General features: G+C 50.1%; 18 protein-coding genes. 8 read left to right on the top strand and 10 right to left on the bottom strand.

Annotated elements, in window-relative coordinates:
* The first annotated feature begins 15 nt into the window (after positions 1-15).
* Positions 16-636, top strand: coding sequence for a YdcF family protein (locus GS601_RS04395; protein ID WP_162422059.1), 621 nt, complete (start codon positions 16-18; stop codon positions 634-636).
* A gap of 127 nt (positions 637-763) precedes the next feature.
* On the opposite strand, the gene GS601_RS04390 is transcribed toward GS601_RS04395, so the two are convergent.
* Positions 764-1,057, bottom strand: coding sequence for a DUF2288 domain-containing protein (locus tag GS601_RS04390; protein WP_162422058.1), 294 nt, complete (start codon positions 1,055-1,057; stop codon positions 764-766).
* Positions 1,058-1,118: 61 nt separating this feature from the next.
* Between GS601_RS04390 and GS601_RS04385 the strand changes: the two genes are divergently transcribed.
* The 3 genes from GS601_RS04385 to ftsZ all read left to right on the top strand — a co-directional run bounded on the left by GS601_RS04385 (position 1,119) and on the right by ftsZ (position 4,051).
* Positions 1,119-1,577 (top strand): DUF4168 domain-containing protein, encoded by a 459-nt coding sequence (locus GS601_RS04385; protein WP_238393083.1) that lies wholly within the window; start codon positions 1,119-1,121, stop codon positions 1,575-1,577.
* A gap of 241 nt (positions 1,578-1,818) precedes the next feature.
* Entirely contained in the window at positions 1,819-2,643 is an 825-nt protein-coding gene (locus tag GS601_RS04380; RefSeq protein ID WP_162422057.1) for a cell division protein FtsQ/DivIB, read from the top strand.
* Between the two features lie 100 nt (positions 2,644-2,743).
* The gene (gene ftsZ / locus GS601_RS04375; RefSeq protein WP_476638881.1) at positions 2,744-4,051 is read left to right on the top strand and encodes a cell division protein FtsZ; all 1,308 of its coding nucleotides are present in this window, start codon (positions 2,744-2,746) and stop codon (positions 4,049-4,051) included.
* 75 nt (positions 4,052-4,126) lie between these two features.
* Here ftsZ and GS601_RS04370 read toward each other — a convergent pair whose 3' ends face one another.
* Positions 4,127-5,362, bottom strand: a complete 1,236-nt coding sequence (locus tag GS601_RS04370; protein ID WP_162422056.1) for a molybdopterin molybdotransferase MoeA — start codon at positions 5,360-5,362, stop codon at positions 4,127-4,129.
* A 266-nt stretch (positions 5,363-5,628) separates the two neighbouring features.
* Here GS601_RS04370 and GS601_RS04365 point away from each other — a divergent pair, with 266 nt between their 5' ends.
* Positions 5,629-6,024 (top strand): histidine kinase, encoded by a 396-nt coding sequence (locus GS601_RS04365; protein ID WP_162422055.1) that lies wholly within the window; start codon positions 5,629-5,631, stop codon positions 6,022-6,024.
* On the opposite strand, the gene GS601_RS04360 is transcribed toward GS601_RS04365, so the two are convergent.
* From GS601_RS04360 to GS601_RS04325, 8 genes are all read right to left on the bottom strand, one after another.
* The gene (locus GS601_RS04360) at positions 6,021-7,229 is read right to left on the bottom strand and encodes a DUF2252 domain-containing protein (protein WP_162422054.1); all 1,209 of its coding nucleotides are present in this window, start codon (positions 7,227-7,229) and stop codon (positions 6,021-6,023) included. The genes GS601_RS04365 and GS601_RS04360 overlap by 4 nt on opposite strands.
* A 40-nt stretch (positions 7,230-7,269) precedes the next feature.
* Entirely contained in the window at positions 7,270-7,986 is a 717-nt protein-coding gene (locus tag GS601_RS04355; protein ID WP_162422053.1) for a matrixin family metalloprotease, read from the bottom strand.
* Positions 7,987-8,017: 31 nt separating this feature from the next.
* Entirely contained in the window at positions 8,018-8,251 is a 234-nt protein-coding gene (secG, locus tag GS601_RS04350; RefSeq protein WP_162422052.1) for a preprotein translocase subunit SecG, read from the bottom strand.
* A 90-nt stretch (positions 8,252-8,341) separates the two neighbouring features.
* A complete protein-coding gene (gene gpmI, locus GS601_RS04345) occupies positions 8,342-9,958 on the bottom strand; it encodes a 2,3-bisphosphoglycerate-independent phosphoglycerate mutase (RefSeq protein ID WP_338016959.1) in 1,617 nt (538 codons plus the stop codon).
* Positions 9,959-10,211: 253 nt separating this feature from the next.
* On the bottom strand, positions 10,212-11,924 hold the full coding sequence (locus GS601_RS04340; protein WP_162422051.1) for an ABC-F family ATP-binding cassette domain-containing protein: 1,713 nt from the start codon (positions 11,922-11,924) through the stop codon (positions 10,212-10,214).
* A 105-nt stretch (positions 11,925-12,029) separates the two neighbouring features.
* Positions 12,030-12,377 carry a DUF952 domain-containing protein gene (locus GS601_RS04335; protein ID WP_162422050.1) on the bottom strand — a complete coding sequence of 116 codons (348 nt, stop codon included), beginning with the start codon at positions 12,375-12,377 and terminating at the stop codon, positions 12,030-12,032.
* 403 nt (positions 12,378-12,780) lie between these two features.
* Positions 12,781-13,233, bottom strand: a complete 453-nt coding sequence (locus tag GS601_RS04330) for a VOC family protein (protein ID WP_202924854.1) — start codon at positions 13,231-13,233, stop codon at positions 12,781-12,783.
* Positions 13,234-13,262: 29 nt separating this feature from the next.
* Positions 13,263-14,486 (bottom strand): type IV pilin-like G/H family protein, encoded by a 1,224-nt coding sequence (locus GS601_RS04325; protein WP_162422048.1) that lies wholly within the window; start codon positions 14,484-14,486, stop codon positions 13,263-13,265.
* A gap of 230 nt (positions 14,487-14,716) precedes the next feature.
* On the opposite strand from GS601_RS04325, the gene GS601_RS04320 reads away from it, so the two are divergent.
* From GS601_RS04320 to GS601_RS04310, 3 genes are all read left to right on the top strand, one after another.
* Positions 14,717-15,670, top strand: coding sequence for an Hpt domain-containing protein (locus GS601_RS04320; RefSeq protein ID WP_162422047.1), 954 nt, complete (start codon positions 14,717-14,719; stop codon positions 15,668-15,670).
* Positions 15,671-15,760: 90 nt separating this feature from the next.
* Positions 15,761-16,618: an NAD(P)-binding domain-containing protein gene (locus GS601_RS04315; protein WP_162422046.1), complete on the top strand. Its 858-nt coding sequence runs from the start codon at positions 15,761-15,763 to the stop codon at positions 16,616-16,618.
* 647 nt (positions 16,619-17,265) lie between these two features.
* Positions 17,266-18,546: a glycosyltransferase family 4 protein gene (locus tag GS601_RS04310; RefSeq protein ID WP_162422045.1), complete on the top strand. Its 1,281-nt coding sequence runs from the start codon at positions 17,266-17,268 to the stop codon at positions 18,544-18,546.
* Positions 18,547-18,555 lie beyond the last annotated feature (9 nt).

Here is an 18,555-nt window from a genome sequence, read left to right as displayed (position 1 = left end):
CAATTGGGTAGCATCATGCGATCGCGAAGCGAGTTTTCCCCACAATCGAGATCGGTTTCTGCGCGGCGGGTAACGAAGCGATCGCGGCGGCGATCGTTTCCCTGGGCATGGGCGGCGGTGCCCTTAGTTCTGTGGTTTGGCGTTCGCACCATTCGGATTCACTTTGAACAGCCAGATGCCATCCTCGTGTTGGGAGGGGCTGCCGAGCGTGAACAGTTTACCGCAGAATTTGCCAAGCAGTATCCTGACCTACCGATTTGGGTCTCCTCCGGAACCCCGCGAGATTATTCAGAATGGGTCTTTTCTGAAGCAGGAGTGGATCTAAATCGGCTAAATCTGGACTACCGGGCAGTTGATACGGTTACAAATTTCACAACGTTAGTGGATCGCTTTCAGCAGCAAGGCATTCGCAGCGTTTATGTGGTCACGTCCGACTATCACATGCGCCGCGCCCAGATGATTGGCGAAATTGTGTTGGGGAGTCGAGGAATTCATCTCAAACCGGTTTCTGTGCCGTCAACCCAAGCACCCGAACCTTTGCTGAAAGCGCTTCGAGACGGTGGACGGGCGTTTGTGTGGATTGCAACAGGGCACACGGGATCGTCATTAACCCATCTAAAGGATGGCAAAAATTAGGGTTTAGAAGAGCCGCGTTGATGACGCTTGGAGGATGGATGAAGCGCAGAATCTGCTCAAAAGCATCTGCGATTCAAAAAGCCTCCCTAACTCAACCGGTTACCAATGGGACTCAGGTAACTCTGAATTATCCCTTCTGCTCTTGCACTAAAACATAAGGCTGCACAATCAGCGCATCAAATCGCTTGGCTTGGTCTTGGCTCCAAACGGCTTTCTGCTCGTCTGAGGGTTTGTAAATCAAACATTGGCTGATCCAGTGTTGAACAGAGGATAGATTGTCATTTGCGATCGCAACTCCCACCTCGACCAAATCCAACCCCCCGGCGACAACAATTACCCTACCGCGTTCCTCATGGGGCATTAACCAATCCCATTTCGCCTCATCCAACAATTGTTTTAGCTCGTCTCTCAAATCTGACATCTCACCATCTGCTCAATAACCGTAGGCTCAACGCTAAAGTCGCAATCGTAAGGATGTTGAAATGCAAGTCGTCCCGTGCAGAATCTTGAAGGAAACGCAGCGAGGGTTGCTCATGATTGCGATCGCGCTCTATTGCGTATTAGCTAACCCTACTGCATCTCTGGCGGCATCTGCTCAGGAGAATAGTTCGATAGTGCCATCCCAAGCGGCTTCTAGTGTGGGGATCGATACCAGCACCATTTCTTCGGAAAAAGTCTCTTCAGAGAAAGTGAGCCAGTTCGTTTCCGCCTGTCTTCAAGTGGTGAGCTTGATCGAGCGGCGTGAAGGACAACTGCAAGCCGCCGAAACCGACTCTGAATCGCTCCGCATTCAGCGAGAAATAGAAACCGACGCGATCGCCCTCATCGAACAAGCAGGGCTGACTCGGCAAGAATACCTTCAGCTTCTGAGTCTAGCTAACGTTGATCCAGAGTTTGGCGAGCGGGTAGCGACTCTTTTACAGGAAGCCTCAAGCTCGTAGACCTGTCACGCACCTTGGTAGCACACCCGTTTAGGAGTTCTCCAGTTCATCGCTATAGCGCTCTCTATCGCTTGATTAGCTGCTCAAAAAAGTTGTTTGATCGCAGAGCAAATCGATTAGAGTAGGGATTTGCAACAGTTGAGCGATCAGGCTTTCAAGTTTTAGGTTGAGATCCGTCGCAAGTCTTGGCAGAATGGCTAAGACGATCAATTTCCCCTTTGCCCTGTGTGAGACGTTCAGGATGACTACCATTGCCCCCGTGTCGCCCACGGAACTAAACCAGCGCCGCCGCACCCTCCGCCATCAACGGCGCATTCGATTTTTTCAGAGTGGATGGCGTCAGATTGCTATTTTAGGACTGGCTGCCGGAGCCGTTTGGACAGCGACATTGCCTGCCTGGGTCATTCGTCAACCAGAGCAAGTAACCGTGGAGGGCAATCGCCTGATTTCTGACCAAACCGTGCGATCGCTGCTGCCGATCGTTTACCCGCAGTCGCTACTCAAAATTCAGCCCCAAGCGATCGCCCAATCCCTCGAATCAAAAGCACCGATCGCTCAAGCTACGGTCGATCGACAACTCTTTCCACCCAGCTTGACTGTTCGGATTCAAGAACGAGTTCCGGTGGCTGTCTCAACCGCAAAAACGCCTCAATCGGCTACTCAGCCTGCTCTGTTAGACGATAGCGGTCTGTCCATTCCCCTTCAGAGCTACACTGCCTTAAATCAAAACTTTAAGCAACCAACGCTAAAAGTGAGTGGTGAGCTAGAGTCCTACCGCCCCTACTGGTCAGCGTTCTATCAAGCCATCGCGCGGAACCCCGTTAAAGTGCTTGAGGTAATTTGGGATGATCCCACAAACTTAATCTTAAAAACAGAATTGGGGGTCGTTCATTTTGGTTCCTATGGCGATAATTTTCCCAATCAATTAACGCGGCTCGATCAGATGCGCCGCCTAAATACTCGCATCAGCCCCACTCAGATCTCTCATATTGATCTGAGCAATCCTGACTCGCCCAAGGTTCATATGAATGCGTCCAAAACTCCTGTAAAATTAGGTACTCCATAAAGTCCAAGCTGTGGGACAATTTCCCAACTAGCTAATTTCTTCACCTACGCCTAAAATTGTCGAAACTTCACGGTCTGTCCTCCCATCGCTTGAAATTCCAATGACGCTTAACCATGAGTCAAATGCCGTTCCGATGACGCTCAACGAGAAAGAGCAGGGCTACGAAAGCTCCCATACGGACGGAACACCGAATAATTTCTCAACGTCAGCAGAAACCTCTAACCCCTTTAATTCTGGTCTATATTTAGGGCAATCTGCCGGACTCAAAGCTGTACCTGGCGAAGATCTAAGGAGCGGTGACATTGTGCCTGGGAGCATGGCGAAAATCAAGGTTATTGGCGTAGGGGGTGGCGGCGGCAATGCGGTCAATCGCATGATCGCAAGCGATGTGTCGGGGGTTGAGTTTTGGTCGATCAACACCGATGCTCAAGCGCTGGCGCAGTCTTCGGCCCCCAAGCGGTTGCAAGTTGGTCAGAAACTCACCAGAGGGCTGGGGGCGGGGAGCAATCCGGCGATCGGGCAAAAAGCTGCCGAAGAATCGCGAGATGAGATTGCCTCGGCGCTAGAACATTCGGATTTGGTGTTTATCACCGCAGGCATGGGCGGCGGTACAGGAACGGGGGCAGCCCCGATCGTGGCAGAAGTGGCGAAAGAGCTAGGCGCGTTAACGGTTGGCGTGGTGACTCGCCCCTTTACCTTTGAAGGACGCCGCCGCACGGGTCAGGCAGAAGAAGGGATCGCGGCTCTGCAAAGCCGTGTTGATACGCTGATTATTATTCCCAACGATAAATTGCTGTCCGTAATTTCTGAACAAACTCCGGTGCAGGAGGCGTTTCGTACGGCAGATGATGTATTGCGTCAAGGCATTCAGGGTATTTCTGACATCATCACGATTCCAGGATTGGTCAACGTTGACTTTGCTGATGTGCGGGCAATTATGGCGGATGCGGGATCGGCATTGATGGGGATTGGCATTGGTTCTGGCAAGTCGAGGGCGAGAGAAGCTGCGATCGCGGCGATTTCTTCTCCGCTGCTCGAAGCGTCGATCGATGGAGCACGGGGTGTCGTGTTCAACATCACGGGTGGGCAAGATCTGACCCTGCACGAAGTAAACGCTGCCGCTGAAATTATTTACGAAGCGGTTGATCCCAACGCCAATATTATTTTTGGAGCGGTGATTGACGATCGGCTGCAAGGAGAGATTCGCATCACTGTGATTGCTACCGGGTTTTCTCCCGATGCCCAGCCGCTCTCGTCAGACAAAGAGGCAGTTCCAACGTCAAAACGTCCGGCAGTTGGGTCTTCGTCTGTGCCGCCGGGGGCTGCCCCTGAGCAAAAGCCGCCACAGCAAAAACCGGGTGGGCTGGATATTCCTGAGTTCCTACAACGGCGTAGACCCCAAAAATAGTGCAGTACTAGGCTTTCAAAAACCAGGTGAAACCCCATGCGCCATCTGCTTTTGGGTGTCGATCAACGCTTTGGCTTACCCCCGATGTAGATCTAGAACTTGCAGGGAGTCTCCTGCGCGGACTTGGGTTTGCCCGATCGCCATGACGCCCAGAGCGTTTGTCCCCGCTAGATTGATTAAGTTACCCGAACTGTGGTCGCCGCCTGCTCTAGCAAAATGGTACATGCCGTCTGAAAGGGTAATGGTTCCCCACACATAGGTTTCGCGTTGCCCATTCGATCGCAGATCGTGTAATGCGATCGCTCGGATAAACGTCGGTTGCCATCCGGTTGCCAAGCCTGATTTCTTTAAAATGGCAGGCTGCACAAATCGCCAAAAGGTCACCATTGCCGACACCGGATTGCCCGGCAGCCCAAAATATAAGGCATGGGGAAACGTAGCAAACGTGAGCGGTTTCCCTGGTTTGATCGCCACCGAACGGATGTGAATGTTGGCTCCTAGGGTTGCCAAGATGCGATCGACATAATCATACTCTCCCACCGAAACGCCGCCAGACGACAGCACCACATCGGCAGATTGAGTAGCGGTTGAGATAGCGCGCTTTAAATCGTCCGGATTGTCGCGCACGGTGCCCATCAGCAAGGGGTCTGCCCCAATTTGCGCCACTAGCGCCGCCAGAGCATATTGGTTAGAATCGACAATCTGCCCTGGCTGCAACGGTTGCTCTGGTGAAACCAATTCGTCTCCGGTTGATAAGATTGCCACCCGCAACCGCCGAAACACAGGCACTTTTGTACACTGTGCGGCTGCCAGAACCGCAATTTCTGGCGCTTTAAGCCTAATTCCAGGCGCTAAAAGGGGATTCCCTGCTTTGTAGAATGCTCCGCGATGCCGAACAAATGCCTTCGGTTCTGAGGGCGGCTCTAAAACCAAAACCGTTTCCTCGTGCCGTTGAGTATGCTCTTGGATCACGATCGTGTCGGCTCCTGCTGGCATCAGTGATCCCGTGAGAATTCGCGCGGCTTGTCCGGCTTGAACGCGCTTGCGGGGTTGATACCCGGCGGGAATTTCTTCAACAATGTTTAGGCTCGCAGGCTGCTCAGCGCTGCACCCTTTCACATCCTCAAACCGAACAGCGTAGCCATCCATCGCAGAATTATCCCAATGAGGAAAATCAAGCGAGCTAGTGACCGGGGTTGCGAGGACGCGATCGCGGCAAGACGCTAACTCAACCTGTTCTATGTCGCTTTCGGCAGTTAAGGGGTGAACAGCTTCGAGAATCAGCGCTTCAGCTTCTTGAGCAGGCAGCATATACTAGATGTCCAATATGAGGGGGAATCTAACAGGTATACCTAGTATTACACCTCGTCTCTACTGATTTGAGCCGCTGCACGGCTTGCTTTAAGGCTTTCATCACACCCTTAAAGCAGTTGTCAACTTTTTTGTTCTGTTAGGAACTACAAACATTCTCACGTTCTAGACCGTTGAGGTAGCAGTATCCTCGACGGTTTCAAAAGATTTAAGAGATTGGAGAGAATTGTGGAATGATCAAGTCATCCTTCACGCACTTCTAATTTATGGAAACTCCCTGCCACTTTATTGTCGAGGGAAACCCAGCGATCGTGTATGCCAGTCGCGATGGCTCCCCTAGCAAGGTGTTGCCTACTCTAGAACGGTTTTTAGATAAGTTTTGGCAAGAACGCGATATTTCTGGAGAATCGAGCGATACACCAGAATGCCTGATTGCTCAAATTGTGGTGCGGTTTGGGTTTGAGATTTGCGAGGATGACTACTCTAATCTCAAGGTGGGGTTGAAGTATGATCCCACGGCTCGCTATCTTTACTTTGTAGACGCAGATCGCTCGATCAGTGTTTGGGTAACAGGCGCAGAGTACGAACAGAATCCGCAGCTAGGGATTAATGCCTGCCAGACGTGGGTGCCAACATCGGCAAGGGCAGGCGGAGACGCTTAGGCAAGGTCATTCCAGGCAGACTGAGCGATCTGATAATCGGCTTCGACTTGAGCGGCGTACGATCGCGCATAGTCCAGAATAGGGGGATGCCAAACGGGATCTTCCGCGAAGGCGATCAGGGTATCTGCGATCGCAGATCCTTGCCGCCCACCACTTCGTAACTGTCCCCATGCGGTCACTTCTGCCATGGTTTCCACTACGTTCTGTAGGCGTTTGATTTTGCCCTTCCATTGATTGAGATCCACGCGATCGGCTGTGGGCTGAAGTTCTCGCAGCACGAAGGATTTAACGGTGGATTTATCGGCTAGCGTGAGCGGATTGAGCAACGCCGGAGCAGATTCTTGAAACCGAAACTGAATTGCTGTAATTCTCTCAGCTTCGCTGCCCCAGATCGGTTGGGGAAATTGGGCGTAGGGTTGAAGCGAGGACGGTCGCGCGGCTTTGAGGTCGAGCAAACAATTGCCGTGAGACGATCCCTCCACCAGAACGCTGTAGCGCTCTAAGCCCAAACTTCCAGTGCCAGCGATGCGATAGGCGACGTCTAACACGTTGAAGAATTGGGGATCGCTCTGATGGGCTGCCCACGTATTGATCAACGTTGTGATGCGGGTGCGATCGCAATCACGGATGGCAAGGGTTTTGTCTGGGATTAATTTTAGCGATCGCGTCTTACCCTTCACAATGGTTCGCTCGTCTAAAAACTGTTTACGGCTTCGGGTTTTGAGATGCTTTAACAGGTCTTTTACAAGTCCGGTTGCCGTTGTGCCGTGCACTGTGCTCGCTTTTCCCGTTGCCAATGCCGCCGTATAAGTTTTCAAAAAGCACTGGCACAAGGCTTGCGCGTCTTCGTCGGTGACGCCGAGGGTATGCGCTCCAACTAAAATGCTCGTTAGAAATCGTGAAATATCCCATGTACAAGGGGCAAGCAGCGCTTCATCAAAATCATTCACATCGAAATAGACTAGGCGATCGTCGCCTCTGAAACTGCCAAAATTTTGAAAGTGCAAATCGCCGCAACTCCAAGTAAGTGGAGCCTTTTGAAAGACCGGCAGGGCAGCAGGCAAATCCTGATAGAACAGATGACACGTTCCGCGCAGAAACCCAAAGGCGTTCTTTGCCATCGCTTTATACTTCAAGATCAGCGCTTGAGGATGGCGTCCTTTGTTAAAGGCTTGAATTTGGGCAACCACATCTCGCTCGGTCATTCACTCCCATCCGTAGCGTAAGCTATTTGCTACAGCCAGATTATTTTTTAGACACCTTCCATCCTAGCCGCGTGGGTTGCTGATAAACGCGCTTTAGCGTATTTACATCTCGCTCGGAAATGGGCAAGGGATCGCGAACTTGCGAAAAATATAACGCATCTGTCTCCACTGGGCTATGCCCCCAAATACCCAACGCATGACCTAGCTCGTGCCGCGCCGCCGCGACTAGATAAATATCTGCCTGACTTGGCTGAATAAAAATTGAGCAGCGATGATACAAAATAGCCGGTGATCCCTTCGTGTAAAGCTCAAATCGAGTTTCTGCCGAGCGGACTCGTTGCGTCGGCGGAAATTTTAAGGGAGGAGCCGCCCGCACGATCGCAATATCCGCCTGTTGCGCTTGGGTCACAGTCTGCAAGGGCAAGTAGGCGCTCCATTCGTCCACAGCTTGGCGAACGGCATCATCCCAGACCTGCGATCGCGCCTCCTCTCGCCCCCCATCGACATAAACCTTAACCGGAAACTCAGACCACACCAGATAGCCTGGCGTTGTTTTCTCTACTCGCTCAAAATAGTCTCCACGATTAGCTCGATCGTGCCACTGGGCTAACCGGGGTGGTAAAGGATGGGTCTGAGCGGCAGGCAACGCCTCAGATATAGCCGGACACAAAATCAACAGCAAAAAAAGGCATCCAGCGAGGCTAGCCCCTAAATGCCTGCTCAAAATTGGATGGAGCACTCGTCTAACCCAGTTCATAGGCAATTCTCCGCGCCATGAGCCAGGCTCTCTATCGACCCAACCACCCTGCGCTCAAAATTACGGTGAGTCCCATAAACAGAACGGTTAAAATCCAAGTTGTTCGATTCAACGTTGTTTCAGCGCTCTTGGCACTGGTAAACAGTTGAGATTGTCCGCCCAAGCCTCCCAAACCATCCCCTTTCGGGCTATGCAACAGCACAAGAATGATAATTCCTACCGCAGAGAGCATCCAAATGGCTTTTAGAACAGTAATCAGCGTCATCGTACAGAAGATCTCCCCAAACGTAAAGCGAATGACTTGAGCAGCGGGCAGTGCAACCCGTCCTCGCTACTCAACCCTATATTCACCTCATTATCGCGCAATTTTCACAGGTGTCCGATTTGCTCTCACATCAAACTCGGCTTTCTGAATCATAGAACGTCCTGTCATTTCTACCGGTTGCTCTAATTGCAGGATGTCCAGAATGGTTGGCGCGACGTCTGCCAATCGCCCATCTTCTCGCAGCACAACCTCGGTTCCATGCCCTGGAATCTTGATCCCTTCTCCTTCGACCAGAATAAACGGAACAGGATTAGTCGTGTGGGCTGTCCAGGGGTTGCCGTTTTCATCCCACATCACCTCAGCGTTGCCATGATCCGCGAGGATAATTGCCGTTCCACCCGCTTGAATAATTCGCTCTAGCAGTTTGCCTAGACATCGATCGACCGTTTCTAAGGCACACACCGTCGCATCCATCTGCCCAGTGTGCCCGACCATATCCGGATTAGCGTAGTTAATTACAACTAAGGAATAGAGGCGCTTTTCAATAGCCGCGATCGCAACATCGGTCACCGCATCGGCTGACATTTCAGGCTGGCGATCGTAGGTCATCACCATCGGGCTTGGCACTAGCTCTCGATCTTCTCCTGGCAACGGGTCTTCTAACCCACCATTAAAGAAGTACGTCACATGGGCATACTTTTCAGTTTCAGCCGTACGAAACTGGCGCAACCCCTGACGAGAAATGACTTCCCCTAAAATGTTGTCTAGATTTTGCGGCGCAAAGGCAACGGCAACTGGCATCGAGGGATCGTATTGCGTGAAGGTCACAAACGAGAGCGGCTCGATGGGGGTGCGCTCAAACCCAGTGAAATGGGGATCAACAAACGCCTGAGTCAGTTGTCTAGCGCGATCGGGGCGGAAATTAAAGAAAATTACCCCATCATTGGCTTCAACGGCTCCCGCAGCGATGCGGGTTGGAACCACAAATTCGTCTGTCACCCCTTCAGCGTAGGAAGCGTTGAGCACATCCACCGCCGATTGCCCCGTTCCGTCTCCGGTTTGGGTCATCACGTCGTAGGCGCGCTGTACCCGATCCCATCGATGATCGCGATCCATGCTGTAGTAGCGTCCGCTCACTGTCACAATGCGCCCAATGCCAACGCGATCGAGGTGCGCCTGGAGGTAACGAATGTCGTCTCGTGCTGAGGTCGGTGGCGTATCGCGCCCATCGGTGGTGACATGGATACAGACCTCGGCAATGCCCTGTGCCTTTGCCAGGTTGAGCAACCCTAACAGATGGCTAAGGTGAGAATGAACGCCCCCATTGGAGCACAAACCGACGAGATGAAGCTTGCTCTGACGGTGGTAGACCGTTTGACAGACCTCCACAAGCGTTGGGTTTCTGAGCAAACTGCCATCTTCAACCGCATCCGAAATCCGCACCAATTCTTGAGGGACAACTCTGCCCGCTCCGATATTGAGATGCCCTACCTCTGAGTTGCCCATCTGACCATCGGGCAACCCGACATCTTTGCCAGATGTGCGAATCAGGGTGTGAGGGTAAGCAGCCCAAAGGCTGTTGATCACCGGAGTTTTTGCTGCTGCGATCGCGTTGCCATCGGTGTCTTCGCGATAACCCCATCCATCAAGAATAATCAGGACTACGGGAGAAACAGGCATCTGACCCATATATTCGCGCCCTTTCACTTAATATTTCTCCGCAAATCATACCACTGCATTCAAGGCTCTTAAATTCCTTGCTCTCCCAAAAAATCGGCTTGGGGATGAAATTTAAGAATCGGTTAAGTCAATGTTGAAGGACTTACGCTTCAACTTACGCTTCAATAGTTAACCGAAATTCCTCATTCGTAAATGAGTACAAACTCTTAACGTTACACATTCTATGAATGATCCCCGACGGAGTTTAATGTAGTCCTCTATTTTGCTTGTGAATAAAGCCTCATTTTTGCCCTTTTTTTGCCTTTTCTTTTTCTTTTTGCTTCATGCGTTTTGCCGCTACTTTTTCTACTTTTTCTGCCTCGATCTTAGAGAGCTTGGCTTTTTCCTTCTCTTCTGCAACTTTGTCGAGGTAGTAGTGATAATCGCCGCGATAAAGCCTCAATTCGCCGTCTCGAATCTCAACAATTTTGTTTACAGTTTGCGAAATAAAGTAACGATCATGAGACACGATAATGACGCTGCCATCATAGTTGCGGATGGCAGCTTCTAGCATCTCTTTAGCCGGAATATCGAGGTGATTGGTTGGCTCATCGAGAATCAGTAGGTTGGCAGGGCGAAGCAGCATTTTTGCGAGAGCCAGCCGGGCTTTTTCCCCGCCGCTCAATGCCTCTACGTCTTTAAAGACGGTATCACTGCTAAACAGAAATCGCCCTAACAATGTGCGAACTTCCTCATTTTTCCAGTCGGGTACTTCGTCATGAATCGTATCTAAAACAGTTTTTTTGAGATCCAAAGCTTCGGCTTGATTTTGCTCAAAATAATTTGCAATAACGTTATGATCCCCTAACTTTACCGACCCTTCTGTTGGGGCTTCGGCTCCAGTAACTAGCCGAAGTAGGGTTGATTTTCCGGCTCCGTTTGCCCCTAAAATAGCAAGTCGATCACCTCGTTCAATCAGCAATTCGGCGTCTAGAAATAAGATTTTGTCATCATAAATATGGGTCAGATGGTCGATCATGACGACTTCGCGACCGCTTCGGGGAGCAGGAGGAAATTGGAAGTGCAGCGATCGCATGCCAGCATCAGGAGCTTCAACCCGCTCAATTTTGTCTAGTTGCTTCTCGCGGCTTTTCGCTTGGGTACTGCGGGTGGCACTTGCCCGAAAGCGATCCACAAAAGCTTGCTGCTTGTCTAGTTCTTTTTGCTGCCGCTCAAAGGCACTCAGTTGAGCATCCCGAATCTCTTGTTTCTGCTGTAAATAAGCCGAATAGTTGCCAAGATAGGTTGTCGAGACACCGCGCTCTGTTTCCACGATTTGGGTGCAGAGCCGATCTAAAAATTCGCGGTCATGGGAAACAATCACCATGGGCGTCGTTAAGCCCTTGAGATAGGTTTCTAGCCATTCGATGGTTTCCAAATCCAGATGGTTGGTCGGCTCATCTAGCAGCAGCAAATCTGGGGTCTGAAGCAAAATCTTGCCTAAGCTCATTCGCATTTGCCAACCGCCGCTAAAGGCGCTGACCAAGCGATCGCCATCCTCTCCCTCAAATCCTAAATCTGGCAAGATCTTCTCAATTTTGGCATCTAGCCCATAGCCGTCCATCCCTTCAAATTTCCGTTGGAGCTTGTCCATCTTGTTAAGCAGCGCGTCTAACTCGTCTGGGGCGGCGCTCTCTAGGGCAAGGTGGATATCAGACAGGGCTTCGTGAACATCGTTGGCTTCTTGAAAGGCGCGCCAAAACTCTTCCCGCACCGTCCGAGTGGGATCAACCTCAAACTCTTGAGTTAAATACGCGATTCGGAGACTAGATGGGCGAATAATTTCCCCAGAGGTCGGTTCAATCTCACCTGCGACGATTTTGAGTTGGGTTGATTTTCCGGCACCATTTACGCCAACTAGCCCGATCCGATCACCCGACTTGACTTCCCAATTAATATCCTTGAGAACTTCCCCGGTCGAGTAAATCTTACTAATGTGTTCCAATCGCAGCATGCAATTTCTCCAGGACAGGTAGCGGGTTATCGGTTTTAAAATCTTAACAAATGCTACACAATTCGCGAGAGGATTCCAGATATTGTTATCGGTTTTGGTGCGGCTTCAAGGTGTGGTTAATTCGTCGGGTAAGGTAAAGTGACCGTCTGCCTCTGGCTCAAACGGTAAGACCCCTGCGATCGCGTCTACATTAAGTGCCCCATAAACATGAGGAAACGCTTCGCCTCCCTCAAGTCCCTCATACTTAATCTCCGCCCGAACCTTTTTTGGCTCGATGCACAGCAGCACCAACGAAGATTGCCCCCGATACAACTGGTTAGCAACCCAGACTACTTGGTCGGGTCGAGAGCAGTGAATAAAGCCTTCTGAGTCTAAAGTGTCACCCCGGTAGAAACCCGTGAGCTTTGCGTGTTGCCACTGGTCGTTCTGGGTAATGTGCACAATCAATGCCATTTCTGTTTAGGTTCCGCCCAACGCTGGGTTGACACGAAGAGGTTAGCGCTGGCTCAACTCAAGCGATGAGATAGAGTGCAAAACAGAGTTGGACAATACTGGGTCTTCCAGAATTCCTACCCCTGCCAAACCACTGAGTAGTAGCGTTATGATTGCGGCTTGAAATAGTCTTGCCAGCATCTTCCGACCTCACTCGAACAGTTAGGAACTCGCTGAGCAGCGTCTTACTTTGCACAGGGCGGAACTCATTCCCTAGCCAGTTTTCCCTTGCGACTGATGCGCTTCCTCAGCTTGACTTAGATTCCTATACTTTTGAACTTTACCATGTGATCGATCTCACAAGAACTGTTGTTTCTACACAAAGTATGAAAAAATCTCATGAAATTTAGACAATTGCCTAATCCTAAGCTTGATTACATCGGATTTCCAGCATAAACCCATCGGGATCGTAGAAATAAACGCCCCGCCCGGTTGGGCGACTCACAGGACCATGATCGATCAACACTTGATGGGCGTGCAACACTGCGATCGCTTGCTCAAACAACTCTGGCGCAATATCAAACGCTAGGTGATTTGCTCGTGTAAATGCGGCTTTTGGGTCTGGGTCAGGAGGCAAGAGTTCAGGTTCCCAAAACAAATCGACAATAACGCCATCGGGAGTTCTAAAATTTGTTACCTTTCCAGAGGCAACCTCTGCTTGTAAGGTTTCGGGCACGTCTGCACCCTGCAACTGATGGAGTCCTAAAACGGTACCGTAAAAGTGACGCGACGCCTGCATGTCTCGCACATTCAATGCGATGTGGTGAACGCTTCGCAAACATCCTGTCAGCGCGGGGGTAGGAGATAGGGAAATCATAGATTTGAGACCAATCGGAGTTTCCCTCATTATTCTTGCACCTTTGCCGATCGAGGGGCACAGCTAACTTCACCTTTGCTAGAAAATTCAGGAACTAAAGGAGCGTCCATAGAAGGCTTCTGAGTTTGGCAAATTACGGATGTTGTGCCCTTTTGCGCCACAAAAACTCCGCCAATGTAGCTCCTGAGTCCGGCTTCTCGGGGTGAGGCGGTGAGCAACGCGCGCTGACCTGAGCCGTCTCCAGAAGCATTGCTTACTTTTAGGCGGTAGGCGTAGTCATAACTTTGAGCGATCAGATTTGCCGATCGCTCTAGTTCTTCTAAGCTATTGGCAAAGCGATTATTTTGCTGATAAAACTTTTCCTGCGCCGTGTTCATCGCTTTGAGGTAATCTTTTGCCCCTTGCTGTTGGTCTTCTGGCGTTTGCTCATCAGGGGGTGTCACCGCGTTTTCTGCCTCGCTCTGTACGGCTTTTGAGGTGGAAAGAAATGCCATGACGCCTCCGGTCAGAAATGCCCCAATGACCACGATTAACACAGGCAACGAGTAAGCCAGCCAGTAAGTCTTCAACGATGAAATGAAACTGCTGATCGGCTCCTCAGATTCTTCTGCTTCTGCTTCTGTTGCTTCAGAGGTCTCTTCTACGATTGGTTCTGGCGCATCCGGTTCTTCTACTTCAAAATCTTCTAGCCAGAGGGGGCTGTCTTCCTCAAGCTCGATCAGGGCGTCTGGCTCGTCAAGATTTTCGTCTGGGTCGTCAAGCCAGAGTAAATCATCTGCCAACCTGGGGTACAACTCAAGGTCTTTTGTCCAAAAAAGGGAGGCGGTTCCAAGCTTTTGGCTTTTGACTTTGGCTGTTTTGATGGAGGGTGTTCCAAGCTCTAACAAGCCTTTTTGAATGAAAGCAACCAGCGTCTCCCGGTTGAGTGCTTTAGAAGACTCTAGAAGAATAGATAAACAGTCGCGTTCTCGTTCGGCATGGGCGACGATGCCTTTGGGTTCTAAGACAGCATTCATGAGTGCTGCGATCGCGTCTGGCTCACCCTGTTTAGCGAGATCTAAAAGATTCGACTGTTCCATCTGAAAAAGTTCTCGATGTGGAGTAATTTGCTGTTCAAACGACCCGTTCAAATAACCTGTCAACCCATTGACGCCTCCGATCGCATGACAGAGGCAGTTTGCTCTTAAATCTACATCATTCTGGGTAAAAAGCTGAATTGGGCATTTCACTTCTCGGTTAATTTTCTCATGCATTAATGTTCTGACTTAAATCCACCTTAAGTTCACAGTGCAAGGGTGCGATTAGCGCATAGCGCAACTCCGTAGGAACCGCACGGTCAGGAAACCCCCCAATCAAATCTCCAATCAAATTCTGGGCTTGGTTTCCAAATCCCATCTCACCGTGAACAGAGCAGGTTTTTGGGAACACTCAATGCAAGACAAGGTTACGTCTATTCGGTACTGATTACTCCAGGAGCAGGGCAGTGCAATCAGTTAAGCAGCAGCAAATTCTCGGCTATTTCCTTGAAGAAGCAAAAGAACATCTTGATACGATCGAGCAGGGGTTAGTCGATTTGAGATCGACGATGGCAGACTCTGAGCGCGTCAATGAGTTGTTTCGGGCAGCGCACTCTATTAAAGGCGGAGCCGCCATGTTGGGCTTTGACAGCATCCAAAAAACGGCGCACCATTTTGAAGATTGTTTCAAAGTTCTTAAAGAGCATTCGGTTAAGGTTGATCAGCGGGTTGAAGATCTGTTTTTGACAGGATTTGACACGCTGAAGGCGTTAATTGTGGAGCTTCAAAGCCCATTTGGGTTGCGAGAAGAAACGGCTCAGCAAGCCGTCTTGGCGGCAGAACCAACGTTTAACGAATTGCAAACGTATTTGCAACTTCTCATTTCTGGCAAACCGATGTCTGCGCCTAAAGGGATGCCTGCTTCTGCTCTTCCTGCGAATGCGGCGGTTCAGCTTACCACGATTCTCAAGGCGATGCTGCAACTTTTTAAGCAAGGCGATTCTCAGAAAAGCCGACAGCAGTTGATTGGGTTGTGCCATCGGTTGATTCAAGTCAGCCCTAGAGAAACGGCTTGGATTGCCATCATTCAGGTGGTGCAGCGCGCGATCGCAAAGACTCAGCATTCTTATGCTGCGATCGCGCCGGTTGTGATCAAAGACTTGAAGCACTCCAGCGACCTACTCTTGGCAGGGCGCACTGCCGAAATTGCCGCTAGCGCTAACTTGCAAAAACTTGTCGTACCAACTCCGCCATCCTCCTCGCCGTCTGCTCCTCAAACCGCTAATCGTGCCTCTGCTGCGACCAAACCGCAAGTATCTATTCCCCGTGAACCGAGAGCCGCTGCCAGAACTCTACTAGAAGTGTTTAACAAATCTGAACTGATTGAAATTGCTGAGTTTTTGATGAAAGCCATTCAGTAACCGTTACGATTAAACTCAATATCTAAGTCAATATCTAAGCGCTGGATGGTTCCCCCTTCAGCGCTTTTGAGTTTTTTGGAGGCACCCTCTGTGAACATCGGATTTATTGGAACTGGATTAATGGGTTTGCCTATGGCGCACCGGTTACTCGATGCCCATCATGCTCTCAGCGTTTACAATCGTACGGCAGCCAAGGTAGAACCACTGAGGGCATCTGGAGCCAAGATTGCCGCCTCTCCAGACGCCGTAATTGCCGCCTCTGAGTTTGTGGTTCTCATGCTTACTGATGCCTCAGCGATTCGCAGCGTGTTGTTAACACAGCAAGCACGCCGCCACCTTTCAGGACGAACCGTGATTCAGATGAGTACGATCGCACCCGATGAAAGCCGGGCGATTCGAGATGAGGTTGCTGCTGCAAACGGAGAATATATTGAAGCGCCAGTATTAGGCAGTATTCCAGAAGCGCGATCGGGCAATTTGATTGTCATGGTTGGTGCAACGCCGTTGCAATTTGAGCGATCGCTGCCCGTGTTAAGCGTCTTCGGTTCTGAACCAGTTCTCCTCGGTTCAGTAGGGGCTGCGGCTACAACGAAACTAGCGCTCAATCAGTTGATCGGCACGATGACCAGCGCTTTTTCTGCCAGTTTGGGATTGGTGCTCCGTCAAAATGTAGAGACCGCCGCATTTATGAATATTCTGCGTAAAAGCGCGTTATATGCTCCGACGTTTGATAAAAAACTACAGCGAATGCTCGATCAAGACTACTCAAATCCCAACTTCCCAACAAAACATCTCAAAAAAGACATTGACCTGTTTATTGCCACCGCTCAAGCCAATCAGTTAAGGGTTGAACCTGTAGAAGGCGTTGGCGAAATTCTCAAAGCAGCGCTTCAGCAGGGGCTTGCAGAAGAAGATTATGCCTCTTTATTCTCCATTATCTGTCCTTAGTCAATGGACTGAAATTGAAGATGGCTCAGGCAAAACTCGGCTGAGGGATCTTCGGATACCGATCTAACGTTTGATACACTTTCAAAAACCCCGCCATTCGATAGTTGACCTGCGATCGCACCCGCATCAAACGTATCCGAAAAGACCTATTACTTTCCGGAAAGAATCTTCTGGAAATGAAATATACATTAGTTGTCGTTCTCATCAAACCATCACTAGCACAACGGCTTACCCCTTATCTTTGTGCTTTTAGCTACAGGTAATGCTTTAAGCCTCTCACCATTAGGGAAGAGATGCAAAACTCTACGCTTAAATTTGAGTATATAAAGTAACTTAGAAGGGTACTTTAAACTCAGTGAAACTAGGTAATAATTCTTCAAGAAAGCTTTAGAGACTCCCAAAGAGGCAAAAAGATTTCTTGAAGACTATTGCAGAAAGGTTTCAGAGAACACATCCCGCTCGCTATGGTACGGCTACCCCCCTAGCAACACCCTACTTAAGTAATTTAGATCGACACTGCGTTTAGCCCCCGACAAGTCCCCCACTGTGTCCTCTGATTAATTCGACTAGATTGCGTATTTCCCCCCGCATCGTCCCCCCAGAATGACCCGTTGAAGGCGACCCGTCACCGTTTGAGTCCACAAGCTATGCGCGTCTTAATCTATTCTTACAACTACTATCCAGAGCCGATCGGGATTGCACCGCTCATGACCGAACTCGCCGAAGGATTAGCAAAACGAGGGCATGATGTTCGAGTCATCACCGCGATGCCAAACTACCCGCAGCGACAAATTTATGAGGCGTATCGGGGAAAGCTTTACACAACCGAAGAACGAAACGGAGTGACCATCCAGCGCAGCTATGTGTGGATTAAACCAAAACCAAATTTGTTCGATCGCATCTTGCTAGATAGTAGCTTTGTCTTTACTAGTTTCTTTCAAGCACTCCGAGGGTGGCGACCAGATCTGATTCTTTTAACTGTGCCACCTCTGCCAGTGAGCGTGCCTGCCGCCCTTCTAGGCTGGATTCACAATTGCCCAATTATCCTCAATGTTCAAGACATTTTGCCCGAAGCGGCGGTGCATGTAGGGCTGATCAAGAACAAGCTAATGATCCGGGTGCTTGAGTCGTTAGAAAAGTTTGCCTATCGCACTGCCCACACCGTGAGCGTGATTGCAGATGGCTTTGTCGATAATTTAGAGCGCAAAGGTGTTCCACCTGGTAAAATCACCTGCATTCCCAATTGGGTCGATGTTCACTTTATCAAACCCTTGCCGAAAGAGGAGAACGCCTTCCGAAAAGCCCATAACCTTGAGGGTAAGTTTGTCGTGCAATATTCCGGCAATATTGCGCTAACCCAAGGGCTAGAAACGGTGGTCGAGGCGGCGGCTCGGTTACGAGATCTGCCTGACATTGCCTTTGTAATTGTGGGGGAATCGAAAGCGATCGCAAAACTCAAAGAGCATTGTGCTGCCTGTGGCGCTGAAAATGTTATTCTTCTGCCTTTCCAGCCTCGAGAAAAATTACCTGAAATGCTGGCGGCGGCTGACGTTGGGCTAATTGTGCAAAAGCAAAACGTGGTGTCGTTTAACATGCCGTCTAAAACACAAGTGCTGTTGGCAAGTGGGCGTCCGGTGATTGCATCTGTGCCGAGTACGGGGAGTGCAGCGAAAGCGATTGAGAAAAGTCATGGTGGCGTGGTTGTGGAGCCAGAAAACCCGGAAGCGTTGGCGCATCAAATTTTAGAACTCTACAACAATCCTGAATATGCTGCATTGCTTGGCAAACAAGGTCGTCAGTATGCGATCGAGCGGTATTCGTTTGAGCAAGCTTTGAGTCAATATGAGGCTCTCTTCCAAAAAGTGAAAGAAAGTGCTGAGGTGGTCAAGCCTGCATATGCGTTGAGTGTGAATAAGTCAAGCAGTTGATTGGCTCTC

This window comes from Myxacorys almedinensis A (assembly GCF_010091945.1).
GTDB lineage: Bacteria > Cyanobacteriota > Cyanobacteriia > Leptolyngbyales > Leptolyngbyaceae > Myxacorys > Myxacorys almedinensis.
The sequence above is the reverse complement of the archived record's forward strand: the minus strand, read 5'-3'. Positions and strand labels throughout refer to the sequence as shown.

Coding starts and splice junctions, on each gene's coding strand:
- GS601_RS04360 (WP_162422054.1), bottom strand. CDS start 7,229: ATGACCGAGCGAGATGTGGTTGCCCAAATTCAAGCCTTTAACAAAGGA.
- secG (WP_162422052.1), bottom strand. CDS start 8,251: ATGACGCTGATTACTGTTCTAAAAGCCATTTGGATGCTCTCTGCGGTA.
- GS601_RS04335 (WP_162422050.1), bottom strand. CDS start 12,377: ATGGCATTGATTGTGCACATTACCCAGAACGACCAGTGGCAACACGCA.
- ftsZ (WP_476638881.1), top strand. CDS start 2,744: ATGACGCTTAACCATGAGTCAAATGCCGTTCCGATGACGCTCAACGAG.
- GS601_RS04340 (WP_162422051.1), bottom strand. CDS start 11,924: ATGCTGCGATTGGAACACATTAGTAAGATTTACTCGACCGGGGAAGTT.
- GS601_RS04390 (WP_162422058.1), bottom strand. CDS start 1,057: ATGTCAGATTTGAGAGACGAGCTAAAACAATTGTTGGATGAGGCGAAA.
- GS601_RS04310 (WP_162422045.1), top strand. CDS start 17,266: ATGCGCGTCTTAATCTATTCTTACAACTACTATCCAGAGCCGATCGGG.
- GS601_RS04370 (WP_162422056.1), bottom strand. CDS start 5,362: ATGCTGCCTGCTCAAGAAGCTGAAGCGCTGATTCTCGAAGCTGTTCAC.
- GS601_RS04365 (WP_162422055.1), top strand. CDS start 5,629: ATGGAAACTCCCTGCCACTTTATTGTCGAGGGAAACCCAGCGATCGTG.
- GS601_RS04355 (WP_162422053.1), bottom strand. CDS start 7,986: ATGAACTGGGTTAGACGAGTGCTCCATCCAATTTTGAGCAGGCATTTA.
- GS601_RS04325 (WP_162422048.1), bottom strand. CDS start 14,486: ATGCATGAGAAAATTAACCGAGAAGTGAAATGCCCAATTCAGCTTTTT.
- GS601_RS04385 (WP_238393083.1), top strand. CDS start 1,119: ATGCAAGTCGTCCCGTGCAGAATCTTGAAGGAAACGCAGCGAGGGTTG.
- GS601_RS04330 (WP_202924854.1), bottom strand. CDS start 13,233: ATGATTTCCCTATCTCCTACCCCCGCGCTGACAGGATGTTTGCGAAGC.
- GS601_RS04395 (WP_162422059.1), top strand. CDS start 16: ATGCGATCGCGAAGCGAGTTTTCCCCACAATCGAGATCGGTTTCTGCG.
- GS601_RS04380 (WP_162422057.1), top strand. CDS start 1,819: ATGACTACCATTGCCCCCGTGTCGCCCACGGAACTAAACCAGCGCCGC.